Source organism: Bradyrhizobium sp. BRP56 (genome assembly GCF_020194035.1).
In the GTDB taxonomy this organism is placed as follows: domain Bacteria; phylum Pseudomonadota; class Alphaproteobacteria; order Rhizobiales; family Xanthobacteraceae; genus Bradyrhizobium; species Bradyrhizobium australafricanum.
On sequence record NZ_JADYVV010000052.1, the window covers coordinates 52,972 to 66,019 of the forward strand.

Sequence of the window (13,048 nt, forward strand, 5' to 3'; positions counted from 1 at the left end):
GACAGCACTGCGCTCCCTCTCCCCGTTCTTTACGGGGAGAGGGTTGGGGTGAGGGGCTGTCTCCGCGTAACCGGCGATAGCTGCATTTGCGGAGAATCCCCCTCACCCGGAATGCATCTAGCGATGCATTCCGACCTCTCCCCGCACGCGGTAGGGCAATCGCATATGGCCGTTTGAGGCGATCGGAGTTCCCACAAACTCGTCATGCCCGGGCTTGTCCCGGGCATCCACGTCTTCGTTTCCACGCGAAGAAAAGACGTGGATGGCCGGGACAAGCCCGGCCATGACGGCGCGGAAGAATCGGTTCATTCCATATGCGATTGCCCTGCCGCACGCGGGGCGAGGTAAAGCGAAGTTCGCTGCTCAGGCGCCCGACTTCAAGCACCCGACTTGGAGGTGATGCCGCCGTCGACCACAAGCTCGATGCCGGTGACGTATTTCGACTCGTCCGACGCCAGGAACAGCGCGGCATTGGCGACGTCCCAGGCGTCGCCCATATGCCCCATCGGCACCTGCGCGTCGCGGGCGCGCCACATCGCCTCGACATCGCCCTTGGCGTAGCTCCGCGCCAGCCCGGCCGAATGCGCGACCATCGGCGTCTTCATCAGTCCGGGCAGGATCGCGTTGACGCGCACATGCTTCGACGCGAACTCGACCGCGGTCGACCGCGTCATCTGGTTCATCGCGGCCTTGCTCGCGTTGTAGCTGACATAGGAAATGCCGACATGGCGGATCGAGGCGATCGAGGAGATGTTGATGATCGAGCCGCCGCCCTGCTTGATCATGACCGGAATGACGTGCTTCATCGACAGATAGGCGCTCTTGAGGTTGACCGCGAAGACGCGGTCCCACTCGGCTTCCGCAACTTCCACCACGCTGCCGACCTCGGCGATGCCGACATTGTTGTCGAGCACGTCGATGCGGCCATAGGCCTTCAGGCAGGCCGCGACCATCGCCTCGACCTCGCCGGCACGCGAGACATCGGCGGTGAATGCGGCAGCCTTGCCGCCCTCCCCGGTGATGATGCCGACGGTCTCCTCGGCCGCCGCGCCGTTGCGATCGACGCAGAAGACGCTGGCGCCCTCGCGCGCAAAGGTGACGGCGGTCGCCTTGCCATTGCCCCAGCCGGGCCCGATCGAGCCCGCCCCGACCACCATCGCAACCTTGCCCTTGAGCCGATCCATCGCCTGTTCTCCCTTGTTGTTCTTGTCGTGACTGTAGCCCGGATGAGCGAAGCGATATCCGGGAGCGCTATCCCCCGCATATCGCTCCGCTCATGCGGGCTACGGATACTTACTACGGATTCTCGCAAACACTCATCGTCGTGACATTAGCACCGATCGGATGCCCGATAATCTCCGATAAGGTCTGGCAGCGTCCTTCCTGGCACAGGTGCCATTCGCCCGCGGCGCCGGAATTGCCGAGCACGACCTCCGCCCTTGGCGCCGGCGGGGGCGACCATTGAAACCAGCCATCGACAAGGCGCGCCTCCGGCGGCGGCTCCATGCCGGCGCCCGTGCCCTTGACGCGCGCCTGTTGCAGCGTGAGCCCGGCCGGCGTGACCAGCCAGTCCTCCTGCCAGGCGCTCTTCTCGATCGAATGCGTCCAGGCGAGCGTGAAGGCCGCGATCGACAGCGCCTTCACGATACCCGCGGATGCGAGGCAGAGGCTCAAGCCGCCGCCACCGCATTGCGCGGACGCTGCCGCCATTGCCACAGCACGACAGCAGCGGCGAGCGTGAAGCCCGCTGTATCCGAGAACGGGAAATCGCCGAGCAGGCAGAGCGCGGCGCCGAAGGCGACCAGGATCTCGATGAAGGTCAGCCGCGTGAACAGGAAGCCGATCGCGACGATGCCGAACAATCCGATCGCCACCAGAGCCTTGAAGGTCGCCAGCGCCACCGCGCCGTAGAAGCCGAGTTGCGCCTGCATCGGATCCCCGGTCTGCAGCATCAGCGCCGGCGAATAGACGAAGATGAACGGAATGACGTAGCCGGCCAGCGCGATCCGCATCGCCTCCCAGCCGATCTTGTCCGGGTTCTCCTTCGCGATCGGCGCCGCAGCCAGGGCCGCGAGCGCGACCGGCGGCGAGAGGTCGGCCATGATGCCGTAGTAGAACGCAAACATGTGGCTTGCGATCAGCGGCACGCCGAGCTTGGCGAGCGCAGGCGCGGCCAGCGCCGCGGTGATGATGTAGGTCGGAATCGTCGGGATGCCGGTGCCGAGCAGGATGGACAGCAGCATGGTCATGATCAGCGCCAGGAACAGGCTCTTGGCGCCGAGCCCGATGATCCAGCTGCCGAAGATGGTGCCGACGCCGGTCTGCGTCATCATGCCGATGATGGTGCCGACGATGGCGCAGGCCATGCCGACCGTCAGCGCCGACTTGGCGCTGTCGGCGAGCGAGTCGCGACAGGCTTTCAGGGTGGCGCGGCCGCCGCGGGTGATCGCCGCGATCACGATGAGACCGGCGACGACGCTGGCGACCGGAACGATCTCGATGCCGTGGCGCGACACCGCGGCGACCACCAGCGCGAGGCCGATCCAGAAGATGTAGCGTACGACGGTGTTGGAGAAGCCGAGCGTGATGCTGGCGCCGAGGATCAGCGCGACCGTGAGCGCAAGTCCCATGCTGCCGGCATAGAGCGGCGTGAAGCCCTCGAACAGCATGTAGACCAGCGCCGCGAGCGGCAACACCAGGTACCAGCGCGCCACCAGCGCTTTCCAGGCGCTCGGGATCTCCGAGCGCTTCATGCCGACGAGGCCGTGCTTGCCGGCTTCCAGATGCACCATCCAGAACGCCGAGGCGAAGTAGAGGATCGCCGGGATCACCGCGGCCTTGACGATCTCCGAATAGGGCACGCCGAGCGTCTCGGCCATGATGAAGGCGACCGCGCCCATGACGGGCGGCATGATCTGGCCGCCCATCGACGCGGTGGCCTCGACGCCGGCGGCGAAGGCGCGGCGATAGCCGAACTTGATCATCAAGGGGATCGTGAACTGGCCGACGGTAACGACGTTGGCGACGCCCGAACCCGAGATCGTGCCCATCATGCCCGAAGCAAACACCGCGACCTTGGCGGGGCCGCCGCGGGTGCGGCCGAACAGGCCGAGCGAGACGTCGGTGAACAGCTGGATCATGCCGGCGCGTTCCAGGAACGAGCCGAACAGGATGAACAGGAAGATGTAGGTCGCCGAGACGTAGATCGGCACGCCGTAGAAGCCTTCGGTGCCGAACGAGAGATGGGTGACGATCTGGTCGAAGTCATAGCCGCGGTGATTGAACGGCGACGGCAGATATTGGCCGAAGAACCAGTAGAGCAGACAGGCGCCGCACATCAGCGGCAGCGCCGCGCCCATCAGCCGCCGCGTGCCCTCGAAGATCAGGACCGCGAGCAGCGTGCCGACGGCGAGGTCCATGTTGGTCGGATCGCCGTCGCGGGCGATCAGGTCGGCATAGAAGATCCACTGGTAGAGCCCGCAGAGGAAGCCGGCGGCGCCGACGATCCAGCTCACCGCGCGGCCGAAATCGGTCTTGGCGGTAAAATTGCCGATCAGGCCGAAGGTCAGGAGGATCAGGAAGCCGACATGGACGCCGCGCACCACCTGGCTCGGCAGGTAGTTGAAGGCCGCGACATAGAGCTGGAACACCGCAAAGGCGAGACCGATGGCATAGGCCAGATGCCCCCAGGCACCCGGGCCAAAGCCTTCCGGAAAGCCATGCTCGAAATTGTCGAATTCGACCTTGACGGGCTGCTCGCCCTCAACCTGCTGCTGCATATGATCAGTCCCCCGCCGTGTCCGCGACGTCCATAGTACCTGCGTGGCGCTTGGGCCGCGTCCCCCGCACGTCATGCGCGGGCTTGACCCGCGCATCCATCGAAAAATGAGCTCTTTAGAAAGATGGATGGCCGGGTCAAGCCCGGCCATGACACCCTCGAAGCGTAACCGGCCTTACTTGATCAGGCCCTTCTCCTTGTAATAGCGGATCGCACCGGGATGCAGCGGCACCGGGCTGCCGGTCGCGGCGGCCTCGAGCTTGATCTCCTTGCCCGCGGCGTGGGCGTTGGCGAGTTCCGGCAGCGATTCGTAGACCAGCTTGGTCATCTGATAGGCGAGATCGTCCGACACCGCGCTCGAGGTCACGAGGTAGTTCACGACCGCAGCGGTCGGCACGTCCTTGTCCTGGCCGGTATAGGTGTTGGCCGGGATGATCACGGAGACGAAGGGCGGGCCGATCTTGTCGACGGTCTCCTTCGCCACGGCGACCACGGTGATCTCGCTCGAGGTCGAGAGGTCCTTCAGCGAGGCGACGCCGAGGCCGGCGGACTGCAGCGTGGCGTTGAGCTGGCGGTTCTTCATCAGATCCACCGATTCGGCGAACGGCAGGTACTCGACCTTGCCGAGATCCTTGTAGCTCATGCCGGCGGCCACGAGGATCGCGCGCGAGTTGAGCTCGGTGCCGGACTTCGGCGCACCGACCGACAGGCTCTTGCCCTTGAGATCGGCCAGCGTCTTGATGCCGCTCTCGGCGGTCGCGACGATCTGGATGTAGTTCGGATAGATCGCGCCGATGGTGCGCAGCTTGTCGAGCTTGTTCTTGAAGCCGGCTTCGGCGTCGCCTTCCCAGGCGGCTTTGAGCGAATCGCCGAGCGTGAAGGCGATCTCGCCGCGGCCCTGCTGCAGCAGCACCAGGTTCTCGACCGAGGCCTTGGTCGCCTGCACCTGGGTTTTCACGCCCGGGATCTTGTCGCCGTAGATCTTCCCCATCGCGACGCCGAGCGGATAGTAGACGCCGGAGGTGCCGCCGGTGAGCACGTTAATGAACTGCTCGGCCTGTGCGACAGGCGCGGACAAAACGCTGGCTGCCACGATCGCAGCAGCCATCAACTTGGAATTCATGAGTATTATTCTCCCCTTAAGCCGGCCGGAAATTGGCCGGACACCCCCGCCGGGTCAACCCATCCAAATGACGCATGCGCGGCGGAAATCCCCGATAGCAACACCACTTTACCTGCGCGGGAACTCTCCGCGCGACCGGGCGACCGCTTCGAGCTGGTTGCCGCGACCCGGGCGCTGGCGGCCGCTAACGGCTCGGTATTCGCGCCGGCGATCGCCGCGGTGACACTCGTCATTGTCGGACCCAAAGCGTTCGCGGCACGGACCGGCCGCAACGAAGCAGCGAAGATCGGCTTGCGGCCCCAGCTGTCGGCCCGAGCACCGCTGTCGCCGGATTCATTGTTGCTGCATTCCTGTTCCTTGCAGCCGTCGCTTGTGCCGCGCTGATCGGCTACTGCGCGTTGATGCCGGAGACGTTGCGAGCGGCAACGACGACGTCACGCACATCTGCATTGGCATCACAAAACGGGTGATCTGATTCGCCATCGGCGCTCCACGCAGCACTCCGCATGATGCGACCTGATGTCCGACAATGACGCAATTCCGCGTCTGCGTCGACGCGACAACACAGTCATTAACGCCGTCTCTCGATGACACACGCGCACAGTGTTTCCGTCGATGCGCAAAGTCGGACGCGATCGCGCTTATGAATGTCAGATGACGCATTTGTTGCACGTGTAACAGCGGTGAGACGTCGCGATTCCAGCGTGATTTGAATCGAATTGAATCCTTTAAGGTTAGCGAGGCAATCAATGTATGAACCAGAAATTTCCATGATTGCCGCCGCTCTAGGATGTACGAGTCAAGCCGGGGTAATTACGGATAAGGCGGGGCATGAATCACATCAGTCACATCGAACGCACGCGAGCCGGCTGGTTCGGACATCGCAAGCTGACCCCACGCGCATGCATTGCGGACAGCAAAAAACACCTTCGGACCTTCCTCGCCGAAGCGCTGGAGGACCTCGGCTTCATCACCAGTGAATGCAGCCAGGCGTTGGAACTCGACACCGTTCTGGACGCGGAACGGCCCGATCTTTTGGTGCTCGGCGTGTCCGTGGACGGCATCGAAGTCAGTAAAATTCTCGAGACTTTGGTGAGAAAGGACTATGGCGGCAAGGTCCTCGTCATCGGGCAGCCGGACTCGATCATCGTCAAGGCGGTCCGGCAAATCGGCGACGAGTACGGCATCGCCATGCTGCCGGCGCTCTCGACGCCGTTCAGCGCCGGGACCCTTCGCGACAGTCTTGCGTCGTTGATGCCGCTTGAACCCGCGCCGAGCCCGGCGGTGGACGTGCCCGAAGCGCTGAAGGCCGGCTGGCTCGAGCTGTGGTATCAGCAGAAAATTCATCTCCGGACGCTGGTGCCGAGCGGCGCCGAGGCGCTGATCCGGATGCGCCATCCGGCCTGGGGCGTCGTGCCGCCGGCCTACTTCATTCCGGACGAAAGCGATCCGCATTTTCATGCGCTGTCCGAGTTCGTGATCGAGCGCGCAATCGAGGACTGGCGCTATCTCCTCGAGCAGACCGGGCCGGTCAATCTCTCGATCAACCTGCCGATCTCCTTCCTCGCCGACGATCATGCCGTGCGCGAGCTCTGTTACCGGATGCCGGATCATGCGGCGTTCGCGGGCCTCTTGATCGAGATCGACAGCACCGACGTGGTCGATCATCTGGATCTGGCGATCGATGTCGCCCGGCGCGTTCGACTGCACAATATCGGCATCTCGATCGACAATGTCGGCGCGAACTGGCCGTCTTTGCTGGGACTGCCGAACTTTCCGTTCGTCCAGCTCAAGGTCGACCATCAATTCGTCACCGGCTGCGCGGATCAGCGCCTGAAGCAGACGGTGTGCCGGCGTGTCGTGGAGCTGGCCCACGACAACGACGCGCAGGTCGTGGCCCAGGGGGTCGAGACGCGCGCGGACTTTCTCGCCGCGCACGAGATGGATTTCGATCAGGTCCAGGGCTACCTGTTCGGCAAGCCGATGGGCGTCAAGAAGTTCGCCCGCTCACGCATGCACTTCTCGGAGAAAGAGCCGGCCTCCTGAGGCGCGGCGTCGTCAAGCTCGAACGTCACGATCGACTGCGCGCAGCGCTTCGCCGCGCGCGATCAGGCGTTTTGCATTGGAATAGGTCGGGACCTCGAGCAGCGAGCCGTCAAGTTCGACGCGCCCAAAGCCCTTTGTCCGCGCCGCTTCGAACGCCGCGACGATCCTGCCCGCCCGGCGCATCTCCTCCTCGCTCGGCGTCAGGACGCCGTTGACGATCGAGGCATGCGCGGGATCGACCAGGCTCTTTGCGGCGTAACCCAGCCGCCGCGCCCAGATCGTGTCGCGTTCGACGCCTTCAGCGTCGCTCCAGGTGTAGGGACAATCGACCGCGACGACATCAGCGGCACGACATTCGACGATGAAGCGCTGCCGCGCGTAAGCCAGCTCCAGGCCGTCGCTGCCGCGCTCGGCACCAAGATCGGCGGCGAGGTCTTCGGAGGCCATCAGGCAACCGATGACGCGCCGGCTCGCCATGGCGATCGCACCGGTCTGCACCAGACCGCGCGCGAACTCGATATTCGGCAGCAGCGACGTCGATCCCTCGGCGATACCGTAGTCGCGCTCGAACCGCGTCACCGCCTCGTCAAGCCTGACGACATGGTCCGGCTCTGCGACCTTCGGCAGCGCGACGAAATCGGGACGTCCGCGCATCACGGCGGCGAGATCGTCGATGCCGTCCTGGTCCAGCGGATTGACGCGGACCGCGACCATCACGCCCTGGTCGCGCCAGGCCGCGTAGAGCTCGGCCGCCAAGGCCCGCGCCTTCGGGCGCAGCGATGGCGGGGTAAAATCCTCAAGCTCGTGGATCAGCACGTCGGCGCCGCTGGCGGCCGCGTGCTGCAGCACGTCCTCGTTGGCGCCTTCGAGAAACAGCCAGGAGCGGCACAGCGGAGCCGGGCGCAGCTTGCGCATCACGCGGCCCGCGCCGCCGTCACTGGAACGTCATGTCGAGGCATTTCGAGATGTCGGAGCCGAGGCCGGACGAGATGGTGATGCAGCCGCGGATCTTCTGGGTGTTGACGTCGCTTGCCCAGATCGCATAGCCGCCCGGACCGAAGAACGAGTTGGTGTTCGGCGGCTCGGTCTCGGTGGCATCGAACGTGTAATTGCCGTCGGTCTCGAAGATGCGCGGCTTCTTGGTGCAGCCGCCGTCGGCCTGCACGTTGATGACCTCCTTGTTGTCCCGCGTCAGCGCCAGCGAGACCTGACAGCGGAAGTATTCCGAGGTCTTGGCGTTGAACAGGTAGGCGTAGGACTTGCAGGTCGCGGTATTGAGCTTGCCGGCGGACAGGCCGCGGCTGCAGGAGATCCGCTGGTTGTTGGAGAGCCTGAACTCGTCCGCCTGCGCGACTGACGCCAGCGTCATGAACGACAGAGCGACACCGATTCCGATCTTCATGACGTGGTTCATCCTGATCATCCCAAGGTAGTGTTTCCGGCAATCAAAGCGCTTGTAAACGGTAACGCGAAAATAGTCGCCAAGCTTGATGCGGGAAATCACAAAGTCGCCGATCCGCGAGCGGTCGCGCCGATTGTCGTATTGACGCGCGAACATCGTTCGTGATTTGTTCAAAAATGTGGGGACGACGCCGTTTTCTCGGCCGGAGGTGGATCATGACGCATTTTTTGACCAAGACTTTTATTGCGACTGCGGCGTTTGCCGCGCTGACGACCTGCGCGTTCGCGCAGGAGGCTGCGCCGTGGGAGCTGAAGCCCGACATGGGCTACGCCTATGACAAGGACGGCAAGACCTGGTCCTACAAGATGGGCACCAACAACGCCGGCACGCTGCTGAAGGGCGCCAAGAAGGTGCCGAAGGGGACGCTGTTCTTCATCGGCCAGAACGGCCAGCTCTACATGCGCTCCGGGCCCTATCTCGAGGGCGACGGCAAGTTCAAGTTCGGCTCGAATTAGAGCGTTTTCGAGCGAAGTGGACGCCGGTCCGCGTCAAGAAAACGCGTCAAGAAGAGTCTAGGGCTTCGGTTCTGATTCAATCAGAACCGAAAATGCCCTAGCGGTTTTCGGCAGGCGTCAGAACGTCGCGGCCAATTCCTTCGCGCCCGGCTTGTTGCTGTTGAAATCCATCCGCTCATTGGTGACGGCAAGCAGCCTGGCCACCGTGTTGTGGCGGATGGCGACCGGGTTGCGCTCGTAGCCGGAGCGCTGGAAGAAATTCGCGGTCGGCACCTGCTCGCGCATCGCCTGCGGCATGGTCACCATGTCGAGCCCGGTGCCGTCGCCGGTCAGGTTCATCATCTCGAGCTCGGCCGCCGTCAGCGGCCGGCTGTAGCCCTTGTTGCGGGCGAAGATCACCGAGGTCAGCAGCTTGTGGGTCTGCAGCATCGGGCCGACATCGATGTCGAGCACCATGGCATGGCACGCCCAGCCCTGCGGCGTATCGGCGAGGCGCGCATGCGCCGACCAGTCGTCGGGCACGGTGCGGGTGAACGCGACCATCTTCTTCAGCACCGCGAGCTTGTGCTCCATCGCCTTGCGCGCGGGCCCCTGCGTCCTCGCAACCCGCTCGGTCAGGTCCCGCACGAATTCATGGCCCTGCTCGGCCAATAGTTCGACGGTGTTGGTGGTGAGCAGCTGGTTGTAGCCCATCGCGGTGGAGATCGCGCGCTTGCCGCCGTGCTCGATGCCCGCCTGCACGTCGTAGGTGCCGGTGCCGCCGGTCTCGAACGAATAGACCCGCACCGCCTGCTCCGGCGTCAGCCCCGCGGCGCGCGCGTAACGCGCATAGGCGCGCTTGAACTCGACCTCGCTGGCCGGCCGCTGCGGCGTGAACTGGAATTGCTCGGCCGCCGCCCTGACCAGATCCGAGGCCACCGGAAGCGTCTTGGGCGGACGCGGCGGCTTGCCTTCCTCTTCTTCCGGAGCCGGATTGACCGGCCGCTTCGGACCCTCATAGACCGGCGGCTGCTGCAGCACGTAATCGTCCAGCGAGATCTGCACGCGGTCGCGCCGCTTGGCATTGCGGCCGCGCCTCTTCTCGGCGATCGCGTTCCAATAGGCGCTCGCGTCCTGCTCGAAGGCAGCGCGCGCCTCCTGATATTCCTGCAGCTTGCGGCGATATTCCATGATCGCCTGCGGCGATGCCTGCGCCATCGCATTGGCGACGGAAGGCGGCAGCGGACCGGCCTCGCCGGCAGATACGGACGGCGCGCCGGCGGCGAGCGCGAGCGCGACAAATCCATGGCACAGGCGAATCAATTGCGGGCGCATGGCCTCGTTGTAGCAAGCACGGCCGCGAAGTCAGCCCGGAATTGTCCGGATCGCAGCGGCCGGATGCCGCGATCGATGCAGAATATTCGCCACAATGCGGTGTTCTCCGAGGAAAGCCTTGGAGATCGCGATGAGAATGGCACTCTGGCTCGCCGCCGCCTGCGCTTTGACGCTCGCCGCACCGGCGCGCGCCGAGCGTCCGGACTGCGGGTCGTTTCCGGATACGCGTTCACGCCTCACCTGTTACGAGAATGTGTCGCGGGCGCCTCCGGAACCGGAGGCCACGGCGCATTCGCCTGGTGCGCAGGGGAAATCAATGAAGATGAACGCCCGCAAGCGGCGTCACAAATAGCGTCATCGTCGCTACTTCCATGCGAATACCGGCTGCTCCAGTTCGGCGACGCGGGTGCTGCGGCCGGCCAGCACCTCGCGAAATTGATAGATCAGCGCGGCGGTCGGCGCATGGATCTGCTGGCCGCCGAGCCGGAAGCGGATCACGCGGCGCGAGCTTTCCGGGATCGTGGCGAAGCTGAACGCGTCCTCCAGCTCGATCGCATCGAGGCCGATGCGATGGACGGAGGCGACCTCGTCCGGGTTCGGCGTGATCGCCGCATGCGCACCGGCCCAGACCACGACCGGCGTGATCAGATAGCCGGACCGCGTCGGATAATCGTCGAGCATGCCGAGCACGTCGCGCTCCGACAGCGCGAGCCCGAGCTCCTCATGCAGCTCGCGCAGCGCGGCCTCGGCCTGCGTCTCGCCGGCATCGCAGCGCCCGCCCGGCAGCGCCCATTGCGCGCTGTGGGCGCGCAGGCGCGCGCTGCGGCGGGTCAACAGGAACGCCGTGCCGCCGCCGTCGTCGCCTTCGGTCAGCGCGATCGCGACCGCCGCGCGCTTCAGCGTCGGCGCGGCGTCCGCCGGCGCCAGGCGTGCGAATGCGGCACAGAGCTCTGCGATATTCCGCCGGGTGGCATCGTCAAATGTGCGGGCCATTGACCTTGACTACAACACAACAGCGTTTGATGAAATGACTCGGACCACATGCCTCCTGCGATCAATCATCAGCAAGCAACGGACCCCTCCTCATGACGGCCAAGGCCGCGGACAAACTCAAATCCGACGGCTGGAAGATCGCCGAAACCACGGGCTTCCTGACGCTGATCGGCCCGTTGTGGGAACGGTTGAAGGACGGCGCGCTTGAACTCGCGCTGATCACCGAGGACAAGCACCACAATCGCCGCGGCCTCATGCAGGGCGGCGTGATCATGACCTTCGCCGACCGCGCCTGCGGCATGGCCGCACGCTACGTCTCGGGCAAGCCGACGCTTGCAACCGTGCAGCTCGACACCCATTTCGTCGAGGCCGGCAAGATCGGCGAGATCCTGACGACGCGGCCGCGCGTGGTACGCTCGACCCGCAGCCTGATCTTCATCACGGCCGAGGTAACCGTCGACAAGCGCTGTATCGCGATGGCCAACGGCGTGTTCAAGATTTTGAAGAACGAGAGTTGATCCTTTGTCATTCCGGGATGGTCCGAAGGACCAGACCCGGAATCTCGAGATTCCGGGCTCGATGCTTGCGCATCGCCCCGGAATGACCGCAGGAAGGGAAAGTCCGATGCAATATCGCCAGCTTGGCCGCAGCGGCCTGAAGGTCTCGCCGATTTGCCTCGGCACCATGATGTTCGGCGGACCGACCGACGAGGCGACCTCGGCGCGGATCGTGGCGAAGGCGCGCGAGGCCGGCATCAACTTCATCGACAGCGCCGACGCTTATAATGGCGGCAAGTCCGAGGAGGTCGTCGGACGCGCGATCTCGAACAGAAGGTCGAACTGGGTGCTCGCGACAAAACTCGCCAATCCAATCGGCGACGATCCTAACCACGGCGGGCTGTCGCGTCGCTGGGTGTTCCAGGCCGCCGACGAGAGCCTGAAGCGGCTCGGCACCGACTACATCGACGTCTACTATCTGCACAAGGAAGACCACACTACGCCGCTCGACGAGACGGTGCGCGCGATGGGCGACCTGATCCGCGCCGGCAAGGTGCGCTATTTCGGCGTCTCCAACTATCGCGCCTGGCGCGTCGCCGAGATCTGCAACATCTGCGACCGGCTCGGCATCGACCGTCCGGTCGCGAGCCAGCCCTATTACAATGCGATGAACCGGATGCCGGAGGTCGAGCATTTCCCGGCCTGCGCCTATTACGGGCTCGGCATCGTGCCCTATAGCCCGCTGGCGCGCGGCGTGCTTACCGGCAAATACGCGCCCGACGCGGCGCCACCCGCGGACACGCGTGCGGGGCGCAACGACAAGCGCATGATGCAGACCGAGTGGCGGCCGGAATCGCTCGAGCTCGCGCAGGAGATCAAGCGCCACGCCGAGAGCAAAGGCATCACCGCCGGGCAGTTCGCGGTGTCCTGGGTACTGAACTCGTCGTTCGTCAGCGCCGTGATCGCGGGGCCGCGCACCGAAGCGCAATGGGACGACTACATCCGCGCGCTCGACTATCGCTTCACCGCCGAGGACGAAGCCCTGATCGACCGCCTCGTCGTCACCGGCCATCCCTCGACGCCGGGCTTCAACGACCCCGCCTATCCGATCGAGGGGCGTCGCGCGCGGAGCGGATAGATCCACCAGCGGCGACGAAGTTAGGCTGCATCGCGTCAACGGCAGACTCACTGCACCTCTCCCGCTTGCGGGGGAGGTCGCATCGCATTTCATGCGATGCGGGTGGGGGCTCTCTCCGCGATGCGACTCGTGGAGAGAGCCCCCACCCCCACCCTCCCCCGCAAGGTGTTTGGTCCCTGCTGATTGGTTTGATGGAATCGGTGTAGAACGAGGCGTGGCCTTTGTCAGGGAGCACCTCGGGT

12 protein-coding genes and 1 pseudogene are annotated in these 13,048 nt (G+C 64.7%); 5 read left to right on the top strand and 8 right to left on the bottom strand.

Features of this window, described 5'->3' with window-relative positions; all coding sequences use genetic code 11:
* Positions 1 to 377: 377 nt before the first annotated feature.
* From I6F38_RS30190 to I6F38_RS30205, 4 genes are all read right to left on the bottom strand, one after another.
* Positions 378 to 1,184, bottom strand: a complete 807-nt coding sequence (locus I6F38_RS30190; RefSeq protein ID WP_225162961.1) for a glucose 1-dehydrogenase — start codon at positions 1,182 to 1,184, stop codon at positions 378 to 380.
* A gap of 112 nt (positions 1,185 to 1,296) precedes the next feature.
* Positions 1,297 to 1,710 carry a DUF1850 domain-containing protein gene (locus I6F38_RS30195; protein WP_225162962.1) on the bottom strand — a complete coding sequence of 138 codons (414 nt, stop codon included), beginning with the start codon at positions 1,708 to 1,710 and terminating at the stop codon, positions 1,297 to 1,299.
* Positions 1,671 to 3,779, bottom strand: coding sequence for a TRAP transporter permease (locus tag I6F38_RS30200; RefSeq protein ID WP_225162963.1), 2,109 nt, complete (start codon positions 3,777 to 3,779; stop codon positions 1,671 to 1,673). Before I6F38_RS30200 ends, I6F38_RS30195 begins: the two co-directional genes overlap by 40 nt.
* Before the next feature lie 174 nt (positions 3,780 to 3,953).
* Positions 3,954 to 4,901 (bottom strand): TAXI family TRAP transporter solute-binding subunit, encoded by a 948-nt coding sequence (locus I6F38_RS30205; RefSeq protein WP_225162964.1) that lies wholly within the window; start codon positions 4,899 to 4,901, stop codon positions 3,954 to 3,956.
* Positions 4,902 to 5,048: 147 nt separating this feature from the next.
* Here I6F38_RS30205 and I6F38_RS30210 point away from each other — a divergent pair.
* Both I6F38_RS30210 and I6F38_RS30215 read left to right on the top strand, forming a co-directional pair.
* Positions 5,049 to 5,180 (top strand): annotated as a pseudogene (locus I6F38_RS30210) (MFS transporter); the annotation flags it as partial.
* Positions 5,181 to 5,732: 552 nt separating this feature from the next.
* A complete protein-coding gene (locus I6F38_RS30215) occupies positions 5,733 to 6,947 on the top strand; it encodes an EAL domain-containing response regulator (RefSeq protein ID WP_092087896.1) in 1,215 nt (404 codons plus the stop codon).
* Positions 6,948 to 6,959: 12 nt separating this feature from the next.
* Here the strand turns inward: I6F38_RS30215 and I6F38_RS30220 are convergent, their stop codons facing one another.
* Both I6F38_RS30220 and I6F38_RS30225 read right to left on the bottom strand, forming a co-directional pair.
* Entirely contained in the window at positions 6,960 to 7,862 is a 903-nt protein-coding gene (locus I6F38_RS30220) for a CoA ester lyase (protein ID WP_225162965.1), read from the bottom strand.
* A gap of 19 nt (positions 7,863 to 7,881) precedes the next feature.
* Positions 7,882 to 8,361: a hypothetical protein gene (locus I6F38_RS30225; RefSeq protein ID WP_225162966.1), complete on the bottom strand. Its 480-nt coding sequence runs from the start codon at positions 8,359 to 8,361 to the stop codon at positions 7,882 to 7,884.
* 203 nt (positions 8,362 to 8,564) lie between these two features.
* Between I6F38_RS30225 and I6F38_RS30230 the strand changes: the two genes are divergently transcribed.
* Positions 8,565 to 8,864: a hypothetical protein gene (locus I6F38_RS30230; RefSeq protein ID WP_016845604.1), complete on the top strand. Its 300-nt coding sequence runs from the start codon at positions 8,565 to 8,567 to the stop codon at positions 8,862 to 8,864.
* Between the two features lie 117 nt (positions 8,865 to 8,981).
* Here I6F38_RS30230 and I6F38_RS30235 read toward each other — a convergent pair whose 3' ends face one another.
* Together I6F38_RS30235 and I6F38_RS30240 are read right to left on the bottom strand one after the other, a co-directional pair.
* Positions 8,982 to 10,178 (bottom strand): hypothetical protein, encoded by a 1,197-nt coding sequence (locus I6F38_RS30235; protein ID WP_225162967.1) that lies wholly within the window; start codon positions 10,176 to 10,178, stop codon positions 8,982 to 8,984.
* A gap of 363 nt (positions 10,179 to 10,541) precedes the next feature.
* Positions 10,542 to 11,171, bottom strand: coding sequence for a CoA pyrophosphatase (locus I6F38_RS30240; protein ID WP_225162968.1), 630 nt, complete (start codon positions 11,169 to 11,171; stop codon positions 10,542 to 10,544).
* Between the two features lie 92 nt (positions 11,172 to 11,263).
* Between I6F38_RS30240 and I6F38_RS30245 the strand changes: the two genes are divergently transcribed.
* Both I6F38_RS30245 and I6F38_RS30250 read left to right on the top strand, forming a co-directional pair.
* Complete coding sequence (locus I6F38_RS30245) at positions 11,264 to 11,689, top strand: PaaI family thioesterase (protein WP_225162969.1); 426 nt, start codon at positions 11,264 to 11,266, stop codon at positions 11,687 to 11,689.
* A 106-nt stretch (positions 11,690 to 11,795) separates the two neighbouring features.
* The gene (locus I6F38_RS30250; RefSeq protein ID WP_225162970.1) at positions 11,796 to 12,806 is read left to right on the top strand and encodes an aldo/keto reductase; all 1,011 of its coding nucleotides are present in this window, start codon (positions 11,796 to 11,798) and stop codon (positions 12,804 to 12,806) included.
* The last annotated feature ends 242 nt before the right edge of the window (positions 12,807 to 13,048 follow it).

Bases quoted from the DNA above. Each gene is read 5' to 3' on its own strand.
- I6F38_RS30225 (WP_225162966.1), bottom strand. From the start codon at position 8,361: ATGAACCACGTCATGAAGATCGGAATCGGTGTCGCTCTGTCGTTCATG.
- I6F38_RS30195 (WP_225162962.1), bottom strand. From the start codon at position 1,710: ATGGCGGCAGCGTCCGCGCAATGCGGTGGCGGCGGCTTGAGCCTCTGC.
- I6F38_RS30215 (WP_092087896.1), top strand. From the start codon at position 5,733: ATGAATCACATCAGTCACATCGAACGCACGCGAGCCGGCTGGTTCGGA.
- I6F38_RS30245 (WP_225162969.1), top strand. From the start codon at position 11,264: ATGACGGCCAAGGCCGCGGACAAACTCAAATCCGACGGCTGGAAGATC.
- I6F38_RS30220 (WP_225162965.1), bottom strand. From the start codon at position 7,862: ATGCGCAAGCTGCGCCCGGCTCCGCTGTGCCGCTCCTGGCTGTTTCTC.
- I6F38_RS30240 (WP_225162968.1), bottom strand. From the start codon at position 11,171: ATGGCCCGCACATTTGACGATGCCACCCGGCGGAATATCGCAGAGCTC.
- I6F38_RS30250 (WP_225162970.1), top strand. From the start codon at position 11,796: ATGCAATATCGCCAGCTTGGCCGCAGCGGCCTGAAGGTCTCGCCGATT.
- I6F38_RS30200 (WP_225162963.1), bottom strand. From the start codon at position 3,779: ATGCAGCAGCAGGTTGAGGGCGAGCAGCCCGTCAAGGTCGAATTCGAC.
- I6F38_RS30190 (WP_225162961.1), bottom strand. From the start codon at position 1,184: ATGGATCGGCTCAAGGGCAAGGTTGCGATGGTGGTCGGGGCGGGCTCG.
- I6F38_RS30230 (WP_016845604.1), top strand. From the start codon at position 8,565: ATGACGCATTTTTTGACCAAGACTTTTATTGCGACTGCGGCGTTTGCC.
- I6F38_RS30235 (WP_225162967.1), bottom strand. From the start codon at position 10,178: ATGCGCCCGCAATTGATTCGCCTGTGCCATGGATTTGTCGCGCTCGCG.
- I6F38_RS30205 (WP_225162964.1), bottom strand. From the start codon at position 4,901: ATGAATTCCAAGTTGATGGCTGCTGCGATCGTGGCAGCCAGCGTTTTG.